General features: G+C 72.3%; 20 protein-coding genes and 1 pseudogene. 12 read left to right on the forward strand and 9 right to left on the reverse strand.

All coding sequences use genetic code 11. From position 1 onward, the window contains the following. Positions 1-180 precede the first annotated feature (180 nt). Positions 181-1,296: an AI-2E family transporter gene (locus AB0F38_RS21445; protein WP_361895598.1), complete on the reverse strand. Its 1,116-nt coding sequence runs from the start codon at positions 1,294-1,296 to the stop codon at positions 181-183. Between the two features lie 462 nt (positions 1,297-1,758). Here AB0F38_RS21445 and AB0F38_RS21450 point away from each other — a divergent pair, with 462 nt between their 5' ends. Together AB0F38_RS21450 and AB0F38_RS21455 are read left to right on the forward strand one after the other, a co-directional pair. Beyond that, positions 1,759-2,481, forward strand: coding sequence for a helix-turn-helix domain-containing protein (locus AB0F38_RS21450; RefSeq protein ID WP_361895600.1), 723 nt, complete (start codon positions 1,759-1,761; stop codon positions 2,479-2,481). 156 nt (positions 2,482-2,637) lie between these two features. Beyond that, entirely contained in the window at positions 2,638-3,105 is a 468-nt protein-coding gene (locus AB0F38_RS21455) for a hypothetical protein (RefSeq protein WP_361895602.1), read from the forward strand. 136 nt (positions 3,106-3,241) lie between these two features. Here the strand turns inward: AB0F38_RS21455 and AB0F38_RS21460 are convergent, their stop codons facing one another. Then, on the reverse strand, positions 3,242-4,687 hold the full coding sequence (locus AB0F38_RS21460) for an NAD(P)/FAD-dependent oxidoreductase (RefSeq protein ID WP_361895604.1): 1,446 nt from the start codon (positions 4,685-4,687) through the stop codon (positions 3,242-3,244). 116 nt (positions 4,688-4,803) lie between these two features. Here AB0F38_RS21460 and trxA point away from each other — a divergent pair, with 116 nt between their 5' ends. After that, the gene (gene trxA, locus AB0F38_RS21465; protein ID WP_361895606.1) at positions 4,804-5,187 is read left to right on the forward strand and encodes a thioredoxin; all 384 of its coding nucleotides are present in this window, start codon (positions 4,804-4,806) and stop codon (positions 5,185-5,187) included. A gap of 64 nt (positions 5,188-5,251) precedes the next feature. Here the strand turns inward: trxA and AB0F38_RS21470 are convergent, their stop codons facing one another. Together AB0F38_RS21470 and AB0F38_RS21475 are read right to left on the reverse strand one after the other, a co-directional pair. After that, positions 5,252-5,629 (reverse strand): hypothetical protein, encoded by a 378-nt coding sequence (locus AB0F38_RS21470; RefSeq protein WP_361895609.1) that lies wholly within the window; start codon positions 5,627-5,629, stop codon positions 5,252-5,254. Positions 5,630-5,683: 54 nt separating this feature from the next. Then, positions 5,684-6,712, reverse strand: a complete 1,029-nt coding sequence (locus AB0F38_RS21475) for a LacI family DNA-binding transcriptional regulator (protein WP_361895612.1) — start codon at positions 6,710-6,712, stop codon at positions 5,684-5,686. 350 nt (positions 6,713-7,062) lie between these two features. On the opposite strand from AB0F38_RS21475, the gene AB0F38_RS21480 reads away from it, so the two are divergent. Then, complete coding sequence (locus tag AB0F38_RS21480) at positions 7,063-7,530, forward strand: type II toxin-antitoxin system PemK/MazF family toxin (protein ID WP_361895614.1); 468 nt, start codon at positions 7,063-7,065, stop codon at positions 7,528-7,530. Here AB0F38_RS21480 and AB0F38_RS21485 read toward each other — a convergent pair. Continuing rightward, the gene (locus tag AB0F38_RS21485) at positions 7,515-8,351 is read right to left on the reverse strand and encodes a TIGR02452 family protein (RefSeq protein WP_361895617.1); all 837 of its coding nucleotides are present in this window, start codon (positions 8,349-8,351) and stop codon (positions 7,515-7,517) included. The genes AB0F38_RS21480 and AB0F38_RS21485 overlap by 16 nt on opposite strands. Before the next feature lie 146 nt (positions 8,352-8,497). On the opposite strand from AB0F38_RS21485, the gene egtA reads away from it, so the two are divergent. Genes egtA through egtD form a run of 4 tightly spaced genes read left to right on the forward strand, consistent with a single transcriptional unit; the run spans position 8,498 to position 12,871 of the window. Next, entirely contained in the window at positions 8,498-9,814 is a 1,317-nt protein-coding gene (egtA, locus tag AB0F38_RS21490) for an ergothioneine biosynthesis glutamate--cysteine ligase EgtA (RefSeq protein WP_361895620.1), read from the forward strand. After that, complete coding sequence (gene egtB, locus AB0F38_RS21495) at positions 9,811-11,157, forward strand: ergothioneine biosynthesis protein EgtB (RefSeq protein ID WP_361895623.1); 1,347 nt, start codon at positions 9,811-9,813, stop codon at positions 11,155-11,157. Before egtA ends, egtB begins: the two co-directional genes overlap by 4 nt. After that, a complete protein-coding gene (gene egtC / locus AB0F38_RS21500) occupies positions 11,157-11,912 on the forward strand; it encodes an ergothioneine biosynthesis protein EgtC (protein ID WP_361895625.1) in 756 nt (251 codons plus the stop codon). The genes egtB and egtC overlap by 1 nt, the downstream gene beginning before the upstream one ends. Next, entirely contained in the window at positions 11,909-12,871 is a 963-nt protein-coding gene (gene egtD, locus AB0F38_RS21505) for an L-histidine N(alpha)-methyltransferase (protein WP_361895628.1), read from the forward strand. Before egtC ends, egtD begins: the two co-directional genes overlap by 4 nt. On the opposite strand, the gene AB0F38_RS21510 is transcribed toward egtD, so the two are convergent. The 3 genes from AB0F38_RS21510 to AB0F38_RS21520 all read right to left on the reverse strand — a co-directional run bounded on the left by AB0F38_RS21510 (position 12,814) and on the right by AB0F38_RS21520 (position 15,948). After that, the gene (locus tag AB0F38_RS21510; protein WP_361895631.1) at positions 12,814-13,674 is read right to left on the reverse strand and encodes a lysophospholipid acyltransferase family protein; all 861 of its coding nucleotides are present in this window, start codon (positions 13,672-13,674) and stop codon (positions 12,814-12,816) included. The two genes, egtD and AB0F38_RS21510, sit on opposite strands and share 58 nt — an antisense overlap. Then, complete coding sequence (locus AB0F38_RS21515; RefSeq protein ID WP_361895634.1) at positions 13,671-14,477, reverse strand: GNAT family N-acyltransferase; 807 nt, start codon at positions 14,475-14,477, stop codon at positions 13,671-13,673. Before AB0F38_RS21515 ends, AB0F38_RS21510 begins: the two co-directional genes overlap by 4 nt. Positions 14,478-14,694: 217 nt before the next feature. Beyond that, entirely contained in the window at positions 14,695-15,948 is a 1,254-nt protein-coding gene (locus AB0F38_RS21520; protein WP_361895637.1) for an extracellular solute-binding protein, read from the reverse strand. Positions 15,949-16,152: 204 nt separating this feature from the next. Between AB0F38_RS21520 and AB0F38_RS21525 the strand changes: the two genes are divergently transcribed. Beyond that, the gene (locus AB0F38_RS21525; RefSeq protein WP_361895640.1) at positions 16,153-16,368 is read left to right on the forward strand and encodes a dodecin; all 216 of its coding nucleotides are present in this window, start codon (positions 16,153-16,155) and stop codon (positions 16,366-16,368) included. A 24-nt stretch (positions 16,369-16,392) separates the two neighbouring features. Here the strand turns inward: AB0F38_RS21525 and AB0F38_RS21530 are convergent, their stop codons facing one another. After that, positions 16,393-16,881, reverse strand: a complete 489-nt coding sequence (locus tag AB0F38_RS21530) for a hypothetical protein (RefSeq protein WP_361895643.1) — start codon at positions 16,879-16,881, stop codon at positions 16,393-16,395. A 38-nt stretch (positions 16,882-16,919) separates the two neighbouring features. Here AB0F38_RS21530 and AB0F38_RS21535 point away from each other — a divergent pair, with 38 nt between their 5' ends. The 3 genes and pseudogenes from AB0F38_RS21535 to AB0F38_RS21545 form a co-directional block, all read left to right on the forward strand. Then, on the forward strand, positions 16,920-17,489 hold the full coding sequence (locus AB0F38_RS21535) for a type 1 glutamine amidotransferase domain-containing protein (protein WP_361895646.1): 570 nt from the start codon (positions 16,920-16,922) through the stop codon (positions 17,487-17,489). Between the two features lie 183 nt (positions 17,490-17,672). After that, positions 17,673-17,864, forward strand: coding sequence for a DUF6381 family protein (locus AB0F38_RS21540; RefSeq protein ID WP_361895649.1), 192 nt, complete (start codon positions 17,673-17,675; stop codon positions 17,862-17,864). Between the two features lie 89 nt (positions 17,865-17,953). Further along, positions 17,954-18,233 (forward strand): annotated as a pseudogene (locus tag AB0F38_RS21545) (ABC transporter); the annotation flags it as partial. Positions 18,234-18,253 lie beyond the last annotated feature (20 nt).

The raw sequence follows: 18,253 nt of genomic DNA on the forward strand, positions 1-18,253 counted from the left end.
CGCCCGCCAGGCTAGGAGACTTCTGCCGAGGAAGTCCATACTTTGTCATCTGTGAGTTCAAAGTTCGGCACATGCCTCTGCGGCCCGATCGACAGCTGCGAAGCCGCCGATCGGCACCACGGCGAACTCACGGACGAAGCAGGGCTGTCCCCGGTGCGGCCACCGCAACGACGGGAGGCTTCATGACGGAGTGCCGGCACCACTCGGCGACGCAGCGGCTTCCGGCTCCTGCCGCGGAACGCTGAGCTGCTCGCGCAGATAGTTCCAGACCACCGCGATCAGCGCGGCAACGGGTACGGCGAGCAGGCTGCCCACGATGCCGGCCAGGCTGCCGCCCAGCGTCACCGCCAGCAGGACCACCGCAGCGTGCAGACCGAGTCCACGACTCTGGATCATGGGCTGGAACACGTTCCCCTCGAGCTGCTGCACCACGATGATGATCGCCAACACGATGAGCGCGTCCGTCAGCCCGTTGGACACCAGGGCGATGAGAACGGCGACGAAGCCGGCGAACAGGGCACCCACGATCGGTACGAACGCTGACACGAAGGTCAGCACCGCCAGCGGCAGCACCAACGGCACTCCCACGATCCACAGGCCCAGCCCGATGAGGACGGCGTCGAGCAGGCCGACGTACGCCTGGGAACGCACGAACCCGCCCAGTGTCTCCCAGCCACGCGACGCCACGGTGGGAACATCGGTGGCGAGCCGGCCGGGCAGCTGACGCGCCAGCCACGGAAGGAACCGGGGCCCGTCCTTGAGCATGAAGAACATCAGGAAGACCGCGAGGACGGCGGTGACCACGCCGTTGACGACCGTGCTCACCCCGGTGACGACCGTGGTGACCATGCTGCCGACACTGTCCTGGATGCGGGTGGTAGCGGAATCGAACGCACCGGTGATCTGATCGTCACCGATGTTGAGCGGCGGCCCGGAGGCCCACTCGCGCAGCTGCTGGATGCCCTCGACCACACCGTCGGCCAGCTCACCGGACTGGGAGGCCACCGGCACCGCGATCAACGCGACGACCCCCGCGGCGACCAGGAGGAACAGCACCGTCACCACGGAGGCCGCGAGGGCCGGAGGCCACCCGCGTCGGCGCAGGTAGCGCACTACGGGCCACGTCAGAGTGGTGAGCAGCAAGCCGACTATGAGCGGCCATATGACCGACCACATGCGACCCAGCACCCACAGCGCCGCCGCGGCCATGACCAGGATGAGAAGCAACTCGCCTGAGACACGTGCCGAAACGCGGAGGGCGGCGCGGGTCTTGGTGGAGCTCAACGTGACAGACATGGGGGTCACCCTATGGGCCGCCGGCCCCTCTCCTGATCACGCCCGCCGGGCCCCGGCCGGCAGAGGGCGTCGGCCGACCCGCCGCCCGCCACCACGCTCCCGCCGCCGGGCCCGGGAGCGGAAGCCGAGCCGGCCACCGGGAGACCTCAGCCTCTGCAGGACTCCAGCAGCCGCCGTAAATGCTGGACGCTACGAGGCCGGGCGCGCTGGATCAACCGAATCGGAACGGGCTGCCCGTCTCGGTCCGGGCCAGGATCCGGACCGACACCCGGAGCCGCGCCGCCGACCAGCCCCACCGGGACCCCGAGCCCACTTGTGCTCCTCTCGTCCCACGGGTAGCGGCGGCCGCTGTGCTGTGGGTCACGTTCGCGCGCGGCGGGGTGTGCCCCTGCTGTGAAGGTCGGGCATTCTCTCTCGGCGGCCGTGCGAAGGGGTACGGCCCGGTGACCGGCTGGGGGAGAGATGTCGCGACACGCGGACAGGGAGCAGGAGCGGGGAACGGACCGCGGGAGGGGCGTGATCGAGGGGGCGTTCGCGCTCCTGGATGCGTTGCGCAGGTGCGGCGGGGAGGCAGGGCTCACCGAGATCGCCGCGGCCTGCGCCCTGCCCAAGGGGAGCGCGCACCGGCTGCTGGAGCAATTGCTGCTGGTGGGCGCGGTGGAGCGGCGTGGCAGCCGCTACCGCGTCGGCTCGCAGCTCTACCGTCTCGGGCAGGCGTGGGAGCCGCACCCGGGCTTACGGGTGGCGGCCCGTCACCCGCTGCACCGGCTGCGGGCGGCCACCGGGGCGAGCGCCCTGCTGACCGTCCTGCATGACGGCCAGGCGCTCACCGTGGCATCCGTGCCGGGCGAGGTGGAGCCGCTGGTGCCGGTGCGGAACGGGATGAGCTTCCTGCTGGACACGGCGGCCGGCCAGGTGCTGAGCGATCGGGGCCGGGCCGGCTCCGGGGGTCGGCTGCCGGGGGCGGTGCTGGAGTGCGCGGAGGTGATGGACGGGGTGTGCTGCGCGGCGCTGCCGGTGCGGGGACGCGACGACCGGACCGTCGCCGCGATCGCCGTCATGACGTTGTCCGCGCAGGGGCTGCAGCGGGCCGCCCAGGAGGCGGCGCGGGCGGCCGCGGCCGTCACCGCGGCCCTCGTCCGGGCCGGCGCCTCGCCCCGTCTGCCTCCCGTCCTGCACTACTGACGTATCGTCAGATATGGCGTTCTTGACGTGACCGGCCCTTCTCCGCGCGCCGGTTCCGCTCAGCGGAACGCGCGTAGAACGGCGGACAGCGGTCCGGCAGTCTGTTCTTCGAGCCGGTCGGGGGACCGGCGAAAACCTGAGACTACGGGGGACAAGATGACCGTCCGACGACTGACCACCTTCGCCCTGGCGGGCGCGCTGGGCCTCACCTCGTTGGTGGGCGCAGCCGGCGCCGCGCAGGCCGATCCGGTCGACTACGTGCAGATCCAGCTCGTCGACCTGTACTGCGGCGACGAGAGCGAGGGCGACCACGACGAGGCCTACCTGAACATCGCGGCGAACGGCGGCAAGGCCGTGAAGCTCTGGCCCGCCAACGCGTCGTACCAGACCATGGGCACCGGCTACCGCCGCGCCCTGGACGAGAGCAACGGCAACGCGCTGCTGGTCCTCGGCAAGACCGAGTCCCGCACGCTCTCGCTGTGGGACTACGACAGCACCAGCAGCGACGACCGGCTCGGCTCGGTGACCGTCACGGGCAACGAGGTCGGCGCGCAGACGCAGTACCGGGTGCTGGAAGGCTCCGGTGGCGTTTACACCATCGCCTACCGGGTCGTCGACATCTGATCCGCCGTTCCGGCCGGGCCCGACCGGTCCGGCCGGACCGCGGCAGGAGCACGGACGCAGTACCGCCCGGCGGGGACGCGGGTGAGCTGGGCGTACGTCCCCTCCTGGACGAGGCGTCTGTCCTTGACGGCGGCTCCTACCCCCGGAACGACTCCAGCAGCCGCAGCCAGACCTCGCTGATCGTCGGGTAGGCCGGAACCGCGTGCCACAGCCTCTCGATCGGCACCTCACCCGCGACCGCGACCGTCGCGGAGTGCAGCAGTTCACCGATGCCCGGCCCGACGAAGGTGGCACCGAGCACGACCTCGCGGTCCAGGTCGACGACCATCCGGGCCCGCCCCCTGTACCCCTGCGCGTACAGGCCCGAACCGGCAACGGATGCCAGGTCGTGGTCGACCGCCCGTACGCGGTGGCCGGCGGCCTCCGCCTCCGCGAGCGTGAGGCCGACCGAGGCGGCCTCCGGGTCCGTGAAGACGACCTGGGGCACGGCGGCGTGGTCGGCGGTGGCCGCGTGGGCGCCCCAGCGGTCCGTCTCCAGGAGGGGCGTGTCCTGGGCGCGGGCGGCGATCGCGGCCCCGGCGATACGGGCCTGGTACTTGCCCTGGTGGGTCAGGAGCGCACGGTGGTTGACGTCGCCGACCGCGTACAGCCAGTCGCTGTCCTCGACGCGGCAGCTGTCGTCCACGACGAGCCAGGAGCCGGGCTTCAGCCCCACCGTGCCGAGACCGAGGTCGTCGGTGCGCGGGGCCCGGCCGGTGGCGAAGAGGATCTCGTCGGCCTCCAGCCTCTGTCCGTCGTTCAGTTCGACGGTGACCGGTCCGTCGTTCCCCGCCCTGCGCATGGCGGTGGCCGACACCCGGGTGCGGATCGTCACCCCGGCCTCGGTCAGGGCCTCGGCGACCAGCTCGCCGGCGAACGGCTCCATCTTGGGCAGGAGCCCCTTGCCCCGGATCAGCATCGTCACCTCGGCGCCGAGACCCTGCCAGACGGTGGCCATCTCCACACCGACCACTCCCCCGCCCACCACGACGAGGCGGCCCGGCACCTCCTTGGCACTGGTCGCCTCGCGGCTGGTCCAGGGACGTACGCCCTCGATCCCGGGCAGGGCGGGGACGACGGCCCGGCTTCCGGTGCAGACGGCCACCGCGTGGCGGGCCGTGAGGTGCCGCTCCGACCCGTCGGGGCCGGTGACGGACACCTGTCGGACGCCGGTGAGCCGGCCCTTGCCGCGGTAGACGTCCGCGCCGATGCTGTCCAGCCAGCCGACCTGGCCGTCGTCCTTCCAATGGGAGGTCTGCTCGTCGCGGTGGGCGAGGACGGCGTCCGCGTCGAGCGGTCCCCGCACGGCTCCGCTCAGCCCCGGGACCCGTCGCGCGTCGGCACGCGCCACGACCGGACGGAGCAGCGCCTTGCTGGGCATGCACGCCCAGTACGAGCATTCGCCCCCGATGAGTTCGGACTCCACCACGGCGGTGCTCAGCCCGGCGGCCCTGGTCCGGTCGGCCACGTTCTCCCCCACGGGGCCCGCACCGATCACCACGACGTCGTAGTGCTCGCTCTTCACAGCATCAGCGTCAGTCATGGGAACAGTGTGGTGGTGGGTATGCGCAGCGGCCACACGGGCAGGCGGAATAGGACGGCCGGCGTCGCCGTTGTGCGGGGACAGGTCCGAACGGTCCCAGGGAGAGGTAACAGAGTATGAGCACCGTAGAGCTCACCAAGGAGAACTTCGACCAGGTCGTGAGCGAGAACGACTTCCTGCTGATCGACTTCTGGGCTTCCTGGTGCGGCCCGTGTCGGCAGTTCGCTCCGGTCTACGACTCGGCGTCCGACCGCCACCCCGACCTGGTCTTCGCCAAGGTCGACACGGAGGCGCAGCAGGAGCTGGCAGCGGCCTTCGAGATCCGGTCCATTCCGACGCTGATGATCGTCCGTGACAACGTGGCGGTCTTCTCGCAGCCCGGGGCGCTCCCCGAGGCGGCGCTCGAGGATGTCATCGGGCAGGCGCGGAGGCTGGACATGGACGAGGTGCGCAAGTCGGTCGAGGAACAGAAGCAGGCGCAGGCTCAGGGACAGCAGTAGTACCTGGGTGCGGCGGGCGCGGTGCGAGGGCCCGGCCGGCGCGTGGCCGGGCCGTTCGGCCCGCTCAGCGGGTTTCCCCGGTCGGCTCCCGCTCCCCGGTGCCGTTCTCGTCCTCCGCACCGCTCGGCACACCGGTGCCGTTCGGCGCCTGGGCACCGCTCGGCTCCGGCGTGCCGCCGATGTGCTCGGCGATCCTGACCGTGAGCCCGTAGTCCAGCTCCGCACCGTCCACCAGCAGGGCCTCCACGGTGTGCGTCGACGGGTCGATGTCCGCCACCATGCCGCCCCCCGTGTAGCGCGGGTAGCCCGACGTGCCCGTGTCCCCGGTGGCCGCCACGACCGCCGAGCGGATGGCAGTTCCGGGCGCGGGAGCGGCACCGGTGGCGGCGGTCTCCCCGAATTCCGGGAACACCAGGATCTCGTAGCTCTGCGGATGGCTCATGCCGACGACGCTAGACACGCGCCGTCGGCGGCGCATGTCGTGGCCCCCGGCCGGTCAGCCGGATTCGCGGGCCACGGCCCTGGCCCGCAGCAGGTAGTGGCGCTCCGGCGCGCCGCCCGGCTGCTGCACCAGCCGGTCGATCATCTCCGCCAGGGGCTGTGCGGTGGCCAGCTCCATCCTGACGCTGCTGAGCCGGGGCCGCAGCAGTCGTCCCAGCATCAGGTCGTCGGCGCCCATGACGGCCGCCTCGGCGGGCACCTCGACCCCGGCGTCCTGCATGGCTCTCATCAGCAGCATCGCGTATTCGTCGTTGTACGCGAACACGGCGTCCAGGCCCAGACTCCGCCACCGTGAGGCGAGGTCCTCGGCCGACGCCTCCTCGTACCGCAGCGGCAGCGGCTGGATCCGGGCGTCCACGCCCGACTCGTCGGCGGCGCGGCGGGCGCCGGCCAGACGTGGTTCGGAGAACAGGGCGAGGCCGGGTTCCTGGGGCATGACCACCCCGATCCGGCGGTGGCCGCCGGACAGCAGGTGGTGGACCGCGCAGCTGCCGACCTCGCGCTGGTCCATGACGAGGGCGTGCGCGCCCTCCACCGGCTGCGGCCCGAGTGTGATCACCGCCTTGGCGCCCGAGCGGGTGAGGACGCCTATGCCGACGGCCGTAAGGGCCATCCCGACGGGCGACACGACGGCGACCGGGCGGAGTTCGGCCCAGGATCTGGCGGCCTCGTCGGGATCGAGGCCGCCGCTGCCGTACTGGACGACCGTGTAGTCGAGACGGCGCAGATCCGACTGGAGGTCGATGAAGAAGCGCGCCTGGAGAGGTCCGGCCGGGACGTGTGCGGCGGGCAGCAGCACCGTTCTGGTGTGCCCGGCGCGCAGGCTGCGGGCCGCCGCGTGCGGGACGTAGCCGAGATCGGAGGCGGCTTCCCTGACCCGGCGGCGGGTGGGTTCACTGATCCGCACAGTCGTGTTGTTGTTCAGAACATAGGACACGGTGGCCCGGGAGACTCCGGCGAGTCGCGCCACATCGGCGCTGGTCGGTACGGACGTGTCGGCGGGCTGCTCGGGTAACTGGCTCATGGCGTCGGGCAGTCTTCCAGACCCTGCGGCGCCGCCCGTGGGCCGGGGCACCGGTCTCCGGAGCGGGGCGTGGGCTACCGGCGGGTACCGGCCAGACCTGCGGGTACTTCAAGTCGAGGGCCTTCGGCACGGCCCGGGTGAGGCCGTGCTTGCGGAGCACCGGCAGACGGCCGGCGACCCAGCGGTGTCCCGGTGGCGGAGCTCCGTGCCGTCGTCGTAGGTGAAGACGCGCGACCGCGGGGGCGGGACAGGCGTGCGGTGGCGGCGCAGGTGATCATGAGGTCGAGCCTGGGGCCCCGTTTCGCGGACCCGCTCCACGGATCGGGCCGTCCAGGTTCTACGGTGTTGCGATGACGTTGCAGCACACCGATCACAGCAGTAACAGCTCATCCGATTTCCCCGGCCGCTCGGGACCGGCCGCCACGACGGAGGCCGACCCCCGCGACGTGGGACCGGTCCGCACCTCGTACGCCCCCGACCGCGACGGTGATCCGGATCCCGGCGAGATCGTCTGGACCTGGGTGCCGTTCGAGGAGAACGACGGGCGTGGCAAGGACCGGCCGGTTCTCGTCGTGGCCCGTGAGGGTGCGGGCACGCTGCTCGCCGTCCAGCTGTCCAGCAAGCAGAAAGACCGGGAGCACGAGTGGGTGGGGCTGGGCGCCGGGCCGTGGGACAGCTCGGGCCGGTCGTCCTGGGTGGATCTGGACCGGGTCCTGCGGGTGCACGAGGACGGTATGCGGCGTGAGGCCTGTGCGCTGGACCGGGACAGGTTCGACCGCGTCGTGGTGCGGCTGCGGGAGCGCTACGGCTGGAGCTGACCGGCGAGGACCCTGGTGAAGGCGGCCCGCACGGCGGAGTCGGGGCTGCGGTCCAGGATGCCGAAGACGATCTGCTCGAAGTGGCCCGCGAACCGTCCGCCGTCGGCGAGCAGGGCGCGGAAGGCGCCTGCCACCTCGGCCGGGTCGTTCTGGAAGACGCCGCAGCCCCAGGCCCCGAGAACCAGCCTCCGGTAGCCGCAGACGGCCGCCACTTCGAGCACCCGTTCGGCTCGGCTCGCGAGCGCGGCGGGGATGAGGTGCGCCCGGTCCGGTTCCTGTCTGCGGATCACACCGGCGTTCGGGGCGGGCGAGGTGAGGAATCCGGCGGTGAACGGGGCGTCGAGGAGCCGCCCACGGTCATCGCGGAACACCGGCACGCCGGGTGAGTGGATGACCCGGTCGGTGTAGAAGGCGCTGCGTTCGGCGCGGTGGTGGGCGTAATACTCGGGGGCGCGCAGCAGCGTGGCGTACAGCGCGGAGCCGCGGCACAGGGCCTCTTCCTGGGCCTGCGCGCCGTTCAGGTAGCCACCGCCGGGATTGCGGGCGGAGGCGTAGTTCAGCACGGCCACCTCGGCGGCCGATGCGCCCGTCATCCGGCGTGCCGCCTCCAGGCTGCCCTCGCCCGTCACCTCGACGACCGGGGTGCGGTCCGTATCCGGTACGGCGACGGGCACCGGCTCGGGGCCGTACAGCCGGGTCCCGGACAGCGCGGCGGTCAAGGCGCGCTCGATCGTCACCTCGCGCCCGTCCGGCGTCCGGTAATGCCCGGCCTCGACGATGGCCTCGGTCTCTCGCGCGATGCCGCGCAGTCGTGCGCTCATGGGCGCTCCCCCGTGTGGTGCATACGGGGCATGCTGGACGTCCAGCGGCATGGATGCAACTTGTTTTCCGTCCCGCGGCGGCACCCTTGTGCGAACTCACGGTAAGGGTTTGGGTGGTGAGGAAGCACCCGAAGAGGAGGCCCAGCATGCCCCCGGACACTCCCGGCGCTCATGGCTCGACCGTTGACACGGAACCCCTCGGCGAGGACGAGGCGGAGGATCTGCTACGCGGCATATGCTTCAAGACGGGACCGCCCCGGACGGTGGGTGTGGAACTCGAATGGCTCATCCACGACCGTGAGCATCCCTGGATCGCCGTCTCCCCCGAGCGCCTCCGCGCCGCCGCCGACGCCCTGCGCGCGACCCCGCTCGACGCGTCCCTGACCTTCGAACCGGGCGGTCAGCTGGAGCTCAGCTCCCGGCCGGCCGATTCCCTGATGGCGTGCGTCGACGCCACAGCCGCCGATCTGGCCGCCGTACGCGACACCCTCGGACGGGCCGGACTCGTGCCGGCCGGCCTCGGTGTCGATCCGTGGCATCCTCCCCGCCGTCTGCTCCAGGAGCCCCGCTACGCGGCCATGGAGGCCGCGCTCGACCGTTCCGGGACCGCAGGCCGCGCCATGATGTGCACCTCCGCCTCCGTCCAGGTGTGCCTGGACGCCGGTGAGGAGGAACCGGGAACGCTGGGTTACGGGCGGCGCTGGCAGCTCGGCCATCTGCTGGGCGCGGTCCTCGTGGCGGCGTTCGCCAATTCGCCGTTCCGGCAGGGGCGGCGGACGGGCTGGCGCTCGACCCGGCAGGCCCTGTGGACCGATCTCGATCCGACGAGGTCGCTGGCCCCGCCGGGCCGTCTCGCGCCCCGGGACGCCTGGGCCTCGCACGTGCTCGACACATCCGTGATGTGCGTCCGGGACGACGACGGTCCCTGGGCCGTGCCGGAGGGGCTGTCGCTCAGGGACTGGATCCGCGGCGGCGGGCCGCGGCCGGCCGTGCGCGCGGATCTCGACTACCACATCACGACGCTGTTCCCGCCGGTGCGCCCGCGCGGGCATCTGGAGCTGCGCATGATCGACGCCCAGTCAGGCACCGACGGCTGGCTGGTGCCGCTGGCCGTGACCACCGCGATGTTCGACGACCCGGAGGCAGCGGAAACCGTGTACCGCACCGTGAAACCCCTGGCCGAGACGGCGGGCCTGCCGGCCGCGCCCCGCAACCCGCTCTGGACGGCTGCCGCCCGTGACGGGCTGAGCGACCCGGAGCTGGCGTCGGCCGCGGCCGCCTGCTTCGCGGCGGCGCTGGACGCGCTGCCCAGGATCGGCGCGAGCGACCACGTGCGGAACACCGTCGCGGCCTTCCACGACCGGTACGTGGCCAGGGGCCGGTGCCCGGCCGACGATCTGCCCGACCCGCGGGCCTGGCGGCCGGCCGCCGCACCGCGGCACGGAAGGAGCACGAGCCGATGACCGGCACACCCGTTCCCCCCGGAGCCGGGGATCCCGACCTCGACACGGAGGCGCTGCGCAAGCGCGCCCTGGCCGCGCTCCTCACCGCCCGCGAGCGCACCGCCCTGCTCACCGACAGTGTCGACGACCACGACCTCACCGCCCAGCATTCCCCCCTGATGTCGCCCCTGGTCTGGGATCTGGCGCACATCGGGAACCAGGAGGAGCTCTGGCTGCTGCGCGCCGTGGGCGGGCGGGCGGCGCTGCGTCCCGAGATCGACGAACTGTACGACGCCTTCGAGCATCCCCGTGCGAGCCGCCCCTCGCTGCCGCTGCTGGCGCCCGCCGAGGCGCGGACCTATGCCGCCGACGTACGCGGCCGGGCCCTGGACATCCTCGACGGCGCCCCGCTGCACGGCGCGGGGCGGCCGCTGGAACAGGCGGGCTTCGCCTTCGGCATGGTCGCCCAGCACGAACAGCAGCACGACGAGACGATGCTGATCACCCATCAGTTGCGCTCCGGACCGGCCGTACTCAGCGCGCCGGAACCCCCGGGTGCGACTGACGTCGCCGCGCTGCCGGCCGAAGTCCTGGTCCCGGCAGGCCCCTTCACCATGGGTACCTCCACCGAGCCCTGGGCGCTGGACAACGAGCGGCCCGCGCACCGGCGGGAGGTGGCGGCGTTCTACGTCGACACCGCTCCGGTCACCTGCGGCTCCTACCGACGGTTCATCGACGACGGCGGGTACACCGACGCCCGCTGGTGGGCGGCGGAGGGCTGGGCCATGGTCCGCGCGCACGGGCTGACCGCGCCCTTGTTCTGGCACAAGGACGCCGGCCAGTGGCTGCGGCGCCGTTTCGGCGTGACCGAGCCCGTGCCCGAGGACGAGCCGGTGCTCCACGTCAGCTGGTACGAGGCGGACGCGTACGCGCGCTGGGCGGGCCGGCGGCTGCCGAGCGAGCCCGAGTGGGAGAAGGCGGCCCGCCACGATCCCGCCTCCGGGCGGTCGCTGCGCTACCCCTGGGGCGACGAGGACCCGACGCCCGAGCGGGCCAATCTGGGCCAGCGCCATCTGCGCCCCGCCGCTGCGGGGGCGTACGCGGCGGGCCGGTCCCCGGCGGGCGCCGGTCAGCTGATCGGTGACGTGTGGGAGTGGACGTCGAGCGACTTCCTGCCCTATCCGGGCTTCGCCGCCTTCCCGTACCGCGAGTACTCCGAGGTGTTCTTCGGCCCGGAGCACAAGGTGCTGCGCGGCGGTTCGTTCGCCGTGGACCCGGTGGCCTGCCGGGGCACGTTCCGCAACTGGGACCTTCCCGTGCGGCGCCAGATCTTCTCCGGCTTCCGCACCGCGAGGAACGCCTGATGTGCCGTCACATCGCCTACCTGGGGCCTCCCGTGGCGCTGGGCGACCTACTCGTCTCGCCCCCGCACGCGCTCGTACGCCAGTCCTGGGAGCCGCGGCACCAGAGGAACGGCACGGTCAACGCGGACGGTTTCGGGGTCGGCTGGTACGCGGAGGGCGATCCCGCGCCGGGTCGCTACCGCCGCTCCGGGCCGGTGTGGGGCGACGAGACCTTCGCCGACCTGGCCCGTGTGGTGCGCAGCACGGCGCTGCTCGCCGCGGTCCGTGACGCGACGTGGGCGGGCGCGGACGGGGAGGCCGCCGCCGCGCCGTTCGCCGAGGGACCACTGCTGTTCAGCCACAACGGGGCCGTGCACGGCTGGCCCGGTTCCCTGGCGCCGCTGGCCGGCACCCTGCCGCCCGGGGCGCTGCTCTCCCTTGCGGCGCGGAGCGACTCGGCACTGATCTGGGCGTTCGTGCTGCACCGGATCACCATGGGCGACGACATATCCCGGGCGGTCGCCGACACCGTGCTCGACATCGCGGCGGCCGCCCCCGGTTCACGGCTCAATCTGCTGCTCACCGACGGCTCGGCGGTCGTGGCGAGCGCCTGGGGCGACTCGCTCTGGTATCTCGACAAGCCTGGCGGCCGCACGGTGGTGGCCTCGGAACCGTACGACGACGATCCGTACTGGCGCGAGGTCCCGGACCGCACACTACTGGCCGCGACCCGCACCGATGTTCTACTGACCCCGCTCAAGGAGCCCACTGCGTGAGTCCCTTCCTGCTGACCCGCACCCTGCCGGTGGACGCGACCGACGCGGCGCTGCGCGCCGATGTGCTGAGCGGTCTGACCCGGCACCCGAAGACGCTGCCGCCCAAGTGGTTCTACGACGCGCACGGCAGCGACCTGTTCGAGGAGATCACCCGGCTGGACGAGTACTACCCGACCCGTTCGGAACGGGAGATCCTGATCGCCCGCGCCGGTGAGATCGCCGCGGCGTCCGGCGCCCGGACCCTGATCGAGCTGGGGTCGGGTTCCTCGGAGAAGACCAGGCATCTGCTCGACGCGCTGCCGGGGCTCCACACGTACGTGCCGGTCGACGTCAGCGAGAGCGCCCTCACGGGTGCGGCCGAGGCGCTGCTGGCCGAGCGTCCCGGGCTCTCCGTGCACGCGCTCATCGCCGACTTCACGCACGTCCTGGAGCTGCCGGACAGCCCCGGGCCCCGGCTGGTGGCCTTCCTGGGCGGCACGCTGGGCAATCTACTGCCCCTGGAGCGCGCGGAGTTCCTGCGGTCCGTCCGGGCGCGGCTCGCACCCGGTGACGGGCTGTTGCTCGGTACGGACCTGGTCAAGGACGAGTCGACGCTGGTCGCGGCGTACGACGACGCGGCCGGGGTGACGGCCGCCTTCAACAAGAACGTCCTGACGGTGGTGGACCGCGCGCTGGGGGCGGACTTCCAGCTCGACGACTTCGACCACGTGGCCGTGTGGGACCCGCACCACGAGTGGATCGAGATGCGGCTGCGGGCGCGCCGGGCGCTGACCGTGAAGATCCGGGAGCTGGACCTGGTGGTGCCGTTCGAGGAGGGAGAGGATCTCCGTACGGAGATCTCGGCGAAGTTCCGCAGGGAAGGGGTGCGGGACGAACTGGCGGCGGCGGGGCTTCGGCTGGATCAGTGGTGGACGGATTCCGGAGGCCGGTTCGCGCTGTCGCTGGCGACGGCCGACTGAGCGGCGCGGGCCAGCGCGCGCCGGTCGGGCTCACTCCCCGCGGGGATCGGCGGGAGGACGCGGATCTCCGCGGTGAGCCCGGCGGCCGTCACCACCCGCCAGAGCGAGGCGACGAGCGGGTCCTCCCCGACGAAGGCGGCGGCGCCCGCGGGGTGCCGTTCCGCGGTCCGGTACCGGATGCGGACCGGCCGGACCGCGGCCCCCGCGTCCACCGCCGCCTGGAAGGCGGCGTGCCGGAAGCGGCCGCCGGCGCTCCGGCCGCACCAGGTGCTGCCCTGCGGGAACACAGCCACCCGTGATCCGGAGGCCAGCGCCCCGGCGAGGGCACGCACCGCGCCGGGCAGAGCACGCAGCCGGTCCCGCTCGATGAACAGGGTGCCGCCGAGTGCGGCGAGCGGTCCGAGCAGCGGCCAGGTCCGGATCTCGCTCTTGGCGAGCATCCTGGCCGGGAACACGGTGGCGACGAGCGGGATGTCCAGCCACGAGACGTGATTGGCGACCACGAGCTCGCCGACCGGAGGACGGACCGGCCCCGCCCCGGAGCGGACCCGGTCCGCCGATGGGCCGGTGACCCGTATGCGTACGCCGAAGGCCCGCACCACCGCGTACGCCCACCCGCGGATCAGCCGGTCGCGGTACGCGGGCCCGAGGAGCAGCACGGCCGGCACGCACACCACCCCGAGCAGCGTGAGCGTGCACCCCGCGGTCAGCAGGACGGCGGCGGGCAGCGGCGCTCGCCGCTCGCCCCGGTGCCCGGCGCAGGCGCGCGGGGTGCACGGGGCGGAGGGCAGCCAGGCGCTCATCGCAGCGGGGCGAGCGAGAGGAAGTGGCGGAGGTAGCGCGGGTCGGCACGGCGCATCGAGAGCAGGACGTAGAGGTCGGCGACGTCGAAGTCCGGGTCGTGGGCCGGGGCTCCGCAGACCCAGGCGCCGAGGCGCAGATAGCCGCGCAGCAGGGGCGGCAGCCCCGCCCGGCCGCCCGCGCCACCGCCGGGGTGCCCCGTGGTGTCCCAGAGCCGGTGGGGGTTGACCCAGTACTCCTCGGGCGCCAGATTGTGGGTGCGTACGGTGTCCCAGCTCCTGGCCGCCAGGGCGCCCCCGTCGGCGAGGGGTACGGAGCAGCAGCCGGCCAGCCAGTTGTGGCCGGTGCGCTCCATGTAGCGGGCGAGTCCGGCCCATATCAGGGCGATGACGGCGCCGTCGCGGTGGGCGGGGTGGACGCAGGAGCGGCCGACCTCGACGAGGTCGTCGCGGATCGGTGCCAGCCGTGCGAGGTCGAACTCGCCCTCGGCGTAGAGCCCGCCGGCGCGCCTGGCGCCCTCGGGCGGCAGCAGCCGGTAGGTGGCGACCACCTCTCCGGTGGCGGCCTCACGCACCAGCAGGTGGTCGCAGAACGCGTCGAAGGCATCGCTGTCCAGGCCCGGTTCGAGGCTGTCGAGCCGGGCGCCGAGCTCTCCGGCGAACACCTGGTGGCGCAGGCGCTGAGCGGCGCGTACGTCGTCCCTGCCGGTGGCCAGCGACACCCGGTAGCCGGAGGGGGCGGCCGGTGCGGGCACACGGGCCTGCGGGACGTGGGCGGCGGGAGGGACGAGGGGCAGCACGGTCATGGCAGTCTCCGGGGACGGATCAGCGTGGGCGGCTGCCGGGCCGTCGCGGGAGTGCGTCGGCCCGGCCCCTTACTTCTTCCGTCACCGGCTGGATTTGACATGACCGTTGCGGAGAGCGGGGATGTGCGCCTGCTGAATCCCCAGGTGGCTTCACCCTGTGCGGGGGAACGGAGCCCACCCGTCCCGAAACGGCGGGCCGCAGCCCGCGGGCACTCCGTCAGCCGGTGATGAGTTTCGCCGTGATGCGCTCCGACGCCCTCTTCGCCTCTTCCGCGGGGTCGCCGCCCTGCAGCACCGCCGTCATGTACGGCTTGATCGGGTTGTCGGCCTCGACGGCCGCCCAATGCGGCGAATTGGGCGTGGCCCGTCCCTCGGCAGCGCCCACGGCCATCGCGGCCGTCCCTTCCTGGCCCTCGACGGCACGGGCGAGGGCGGGCTTGTTGGGCACGTAGCTCATGGCCCTGGCCAGCTCTGTCTGCCACTTCTCGCCCGCCAGTTCCTTGACGACCTCGATGCCCTCCCCGCGCTGGTCGGCGCCCTCCGGCACGATCAGGTCCGAACCGCCGGTGAAGACGGCTCCCGGCTTGTCCGCGCTCTTGCCGGGGATGGGGAAGTAGCCGAGCTTCCCCTCGAGGTCCGGGTTCGCCTGCTCGATGAGCGCGGTGCTGCCCGGCACGGCGATGATCTGGGCGACGTCGCCCCGGGCGAACACGTCGGTCTCCGGGGGCGTCTGCTCGTCGGCGTCCGTGGGGCCACCGCCGAGTGCCTGGAGCTGTTTGTAGAAGTCCATGCCCTTGAGCGCCGCGGGCGAGTCCAGGGCCCCCTGGAAGTCGCCGCCGCTGTCCTCGGCCAGTTCGCCGCCCTCGTCCCAGATGAATCCGGCCAGGACGTACCAGTTCTGCCCCGCGAGGTAGATGCCCTGCTGATCCGGGCCGTTCAGCTTCTCGGTGATCTCGACCCATTCCTTGCGGGTCGTGGGAGGAGTGGTGATGCCCGCCTGTGCGAAGAGGTCCTTGTTGTAGATCACGACGCGATTGGCCGCGTACCAGGGGATCCCGTACTGCCCGCCGTTGATGCTGCCCGGCTCCGCGAGGCCCGGCAGCCAGTCCTCCCCGCCCAGGTCACGCATCGCCTCCAGGGTGAGGTCGCGCAGCTTCCCGCTGTCCGCGTACCGGGCGACCTGGGTGTTGCCGACCTCGATGACGTCCGGGGCGTCGTCCCCTTCCAGTGCCTTCATGACCTTGGGGCCGATGCCACCCCAGTCCTGGATCACGAACTCCAGTTCGACAAAAGGGTGCTCTTCCTCGTACGACCGAGTGAAGCGGTCCAGGAAGTCCGGGGACACGCTGCCCTTCATCAGCCACACCGTGACGGTGCGGTCGCCGGCGCCCGAGCCGGGGAGGAAGCCGCAGCCGCCCAAGGTGACGGAGGAAGCGAGCGCGAGGGCTCCGGCCAGTGTGCGGATCTTCACGGGGGTCACCTTCTGCGAAACGGCACGACGGAATGACAGGACCCGGATGGGGGGACTGCGGGCGGCGCTCGCACGGGCGTATGGAGCGGAGTTTGGTATGGACCAATCCGCAGGTCAAGCCCCGCCACCCGATGGATCACCCGCCGCGGTGCCTCGCGCGCCGGCGGGCGGTGAGGCACCGTGGAACCAGAAAGGAGACATGAGATGTCTAATCACACCTATCGGGTCACCGAGATCGTAGGTACCTCCGAGGAGGGCCTGGACGAGGCGATCCGTAACGGCGTCGCAAGGGCTTCCGAAACGTTGCGCAATCTCGACTGGTTCGAGATGACACAGGTGCGTGGCCATATCGAGGACGGCCGCATCGCCCACTACCAGGTGGGCCTGAAAGTCGGCTTCCGGCTCGACGAGAACACCTGACCGGGCTCGGGACCCATGGCCGGATCAGGTACGGCCCTCACGCTCCTGCGCGTCCTTGAGTGAGGACGACGGGACGGCCCAGCGGGCACGCAGCACCGTGAATCCGGCCAGCTCGGCCGCGTCGCAGACCAGTTCGTCGTCATCGACGAGGACCCGCACCTCACGCTCCCGGCCCAGCCGCTCCAGGATCTCCAGCTTGGTGTGGCGGGCCGGCCGCCGGTCGTCGTTGCGGCGCATGTGGACCCGGCCCCGCGGCAGTCCCTGCCGCTCCAGCCAGGCCGACGTGTCCCGGCGGCAACGCTCCGGGCGGCCCGTCAGATACACGACCTCGCACTCCTCGGCGCTCGCGAGCGCCAGGCTCACGCCCTCCTCCAGCGGAGGGTCGTCGACCGCGGCGGAGAAGAACCCGGCCCAGTCGCGTCGCGCGCCCTCCAGGAAGTGCTGCCGGTGGCGGCTGTCGGCGAGCGTTCCGTCCAGATCGAATACGGCCAGCGGCCGGGTTGCCTCTCTCACGCCCCCCAGCCTAGAAGATATGACGAAAGGACAGCGATATGACGGGCACCGACCTCGACGGACGCCGCGTACTGGCGATCGTGACCAACTACGGCGTCGAGCAGGACGAACTCGTGGTGCCGCTGAGGCACCTGCGGGACCGCGGTGCCACAGTGGACGTGGCCGCGGTCACGACAAGCCCCGTCCGGACTCTCGTCGGGGAGAAGGACCCGGGGGAGGCCGTGCGGCCCTCCCTCACCATGGCCGAGGTCGACCCGGCCGGCTACGACCTGCTGCTCGTGCCCGGAGGCACCCTCAACGCCGACTCGCTGCGGCTGCAGGAGACCGCCGTCGGCATCGTCCGCTCGTTCACGTCGGCCGGACGGCCCGTGGCGGCCATCTGCCACGGACCGTGGGTACTCGTCGAGGCAGGCGTCGTCACGGACAAGACCCTCACCTCGTACGCGTCGCTCAGGACGGACATCCGCAACGCGGGTGGCAACTGGGTGGACGAGGCCGTCGTCAGCGACGACACCGGCGGCTGGCTCCTGATCACCTCGCGTACACCGGACGATCTGGAGGACTTCCTCCACGAGGTCGGCAAGGAACTCACAGCGACAGGTTCCTGAAGCGGCGTTCACGCCTGGCAGGCGGACCGGCCGGCATGGCACCTCTCCTCGCCGTCGGGCGCGAGACCCGAACGGAGCACCCGGCCGGCTGCGCCGATCGCGGTGCGTGGTCGTTCGAGATGCGTGTTCGCCCCTCCGCTGATTCGCTGATCTGGTCCGCTCCCCACCGATCCAGGAGTGATCATGAGCGTTGCAGGTGAGTCCGGCGGCCGTGCGCGGCAGCTGAAGGCCAAGGCGCAGGAACTGAAGGAAGCCGCAGACCGCGCCACGGACCCGGAACAGCGCCGGCGGCTCCAGGACAAGGCCCGCCGCCTGCGGGAGCAGAGCGAGCAGGAGAGCAGCATGCGCGACCGGGGCATGGACCCCATGGTGTAGGCCCCGCGCCCGCACTCTGCCGGTGGGACTCCCGCGTGCGGCGCGTGCGGGAGGATCACCGGCAGAGCCGTGTCCGCCCCGTCGATCCGTACACCCTGTATCTGCCGGACGAGCCGACGGCGGGGCCGCATCCGGCCGATGTGGAGGTGCTGACGCGGCAGTTGCACGGGCCGGTGGACGCGGGCCGTACGGTGGTGGACGTGGAGCACGACACGGCGGTGGGCGGGCGCCGGCCATGTGATCGATCTGTGCCCGGGCGGCGGCGACCGGGGCGCCCGGACCGTTGCCACCGGCTCCCCTCGGGAGGTCGCGCGGGCGACGGGGAGCCGCACGGCCGCGTACCTGGCCGAGGCACGGCCGCCGGTCTGACTCCCCGCCCTGGCCCCAGG

The organism is Streptomyces sp. NPDC025273, assembly GCF_040638585.1.
GTDB classification, from domain to species: Bacteria; Actinomycetota; Actinomycetes; order Streptomycetales; family Streptomycetaceae; genus Streptomyces; species Streptomyces cinereorectus.